Genomic DNA, 1458 nt, shown 5'->3' on the forward strand with positions numbered 1-1458 from the left:
CTCGGGCACGATCGCGGAGGCCTATCTGCGCAGCCGGGGCATCGCGGATCTTCGGACCCGCGCGGCGCTGCGGTTCCATCCGCGTTGCTTCTATCGGCCCGGGAGGGACGACGCGCCCGACGCCAGAACGGCGTGGCCCGCGATGATCGCCGCCGTCACCGACCTCGCCGGCCGGCAGACAGGGGCGCATCGCCGCCTGCTGGGCCGAGGCCCGCAAGGTCACCCACATCGCCTTGAAGCCCGACTGGACGCACCACGCCAAGGCCGCCCCGTTCAAGCGCAACGACAGGATGCTTGAGGTCTTGCCGATCGGGATCCTGGCCTTTCCCGGCACCGGCATCAACGCCAACCTGGCCGACAAGGCCAAGATGATGGGCATTCCCGTCTGGCGGTTCGGCGAGGGCGGCGCGTGAGCGCCGCCAACTCTTTACATCCGGTTCCGCGATTCCGGCGGGGACGATGATCGGCTACAATACGAGCGCGCCGTTGTGGTGGTGGAGGCGCGCCCGTTCGACCCTTGTCACGGAGACCATCACCATGATCGCCATCGGCCTCATCCTCATGATCGTCGGCCTGGCGGCCGTCTGCTGGCTGCTGTTCAGCCTGGCGGTCTACGCCCTGCCGCTCTTCGCCGGCGTATCGGCTGGGCTTTACGCCCACGGCACGGGCGCCGGCCTATTCGGCGCGATCCTTGTCGGCACTCTTACGGGCGCCGCCATGCTGGTCGCTGGACAGGTCGTGTTCGCGACGGTGCGGGCGCCGCTGGCGCGGGTGGCCGTCGCCTGATGTTCGCCGGCCCGGCCGCTGTCGCCGGCTATCACGCGGCCCGTGGGCTCGCGGCGCTCACCGTTCCGGCCGAGCCCTGGCGGCAGGCCTTCGCCGTTGTTGGCGCGATCATCGTCGGGGCTACGGCGTGGGTGCGGCTGGCCGCCTTGTCAGCTGGTCCCGTCCGCGAACAGATGCGGCCGCCGATCTGGGCGCCCGAGGACACGCAAAGTGGTCACGCTCCGCGCCCCACCCGGTGTCCGCCGGCCGTGGTTTGACGGATAAGACATCAATGAGGCGGGATCCCAGTCCGATCCGAATAGCACCGCCGGGTTTTCTGGTCGCCTCCCGGTGCTCGGCGTCTTCAGGGTGCCAGAGATAGGCTAATCATCATCGTTGCTTCGGCGACTTTCCTGACGCGGGAAGGAGTACTGCAACCAGATTGTCGGATTTTAGATGCTCCTGCGGCATTTGAATCGCTGCATCCGAAAGCTTGGCAGGATCGATGAAATCTGAATCGGGAGGTTATTTTTCTTCATTCTAGCGCTGAACATCTTGCATTCTGCGGCCACCATGTCATCTCTAGCGCGCGGTTGGCACTCCCTGTGTTCGAGTGCCAAACCGGCCGCAAGCGCGCGAGCCGCCGCCTGATTTAGGAGACCTGAACATGGCGTTTCGTCCGCTTGCCGACCG

General features: G+C 66.5%; 2 protein-coding genes and 2 pseudogenes. All 4 read left to right on the top strand.

The genetic code is table 11. The features are described 5' to 3' along the window. Positions 1 to 298: pseudogene (locus tag Q8Q88_RS07175) on the top strand (hypothetical protein); the annotation flags it as partial. Continuing rightward, positions 189 to 413, top strand: a pseudogene (locus tag Q8Q88_RS24725) (hypothetical protein); the annotation flags it as partial. The pseudogenes Q8Q88_RS07175 and Q8Q88_RS24725, both read left to right, overlap by 110 nt. A gap of 46 nt (positions 414 to 459) precedes the next feature. Continuing rightward, positions 460 to 786, top strand: coding sequence for a hypothetical protein (locus Q8Q88_RS07180; protein ID WP_305674515.1), 327 nt, complete (start codon positions 460 to 462; stop codon positions 784 to 786). Beyond that, positions 786 to 1043, top strand: coding sequence for a hypothetical protein (locus Q8Q88_RS07185; RefSeq protein WP_305674516.1), 258 nt, complete (start codon positions 786 to 788; stop codon positions 1041 to 1043). The genes Q8Q88_RS07180 and Q8Q88_RS07185 overlap by 1 nt, the downstream gene beginning before the upstream one ends. Positions 1044 to 1458 lie beyond the last annotated feature (415 nt).

Source organism: Phenylobacterium sp. (assembly GCF_030697925.1).
Lineage (GTDB): Bacteria > Pseudomonadota > Alphaproteobacteria > Caulobacterales > Caulobacteraceae > Phenylobacterium.

What these genes read in the sequence shown, in the direction of transcription:
- Q8Q88_RS07180 (WP_305674515.1), top strand. Translation starts at nt 460, where the DNA reads ATGATCGGCTACAATACGAGCGCGCCGTTGTGGTGGTGGAGGCGCGCC.
- Q8Q88_RS07185 (WP_305674516.1), top strand. Translation starts at nt 786, where the DNA reads ATGTTCGCCGGCCCGGCCGCTGTCGCCGGCTATCACGCGGCCCGTGGG.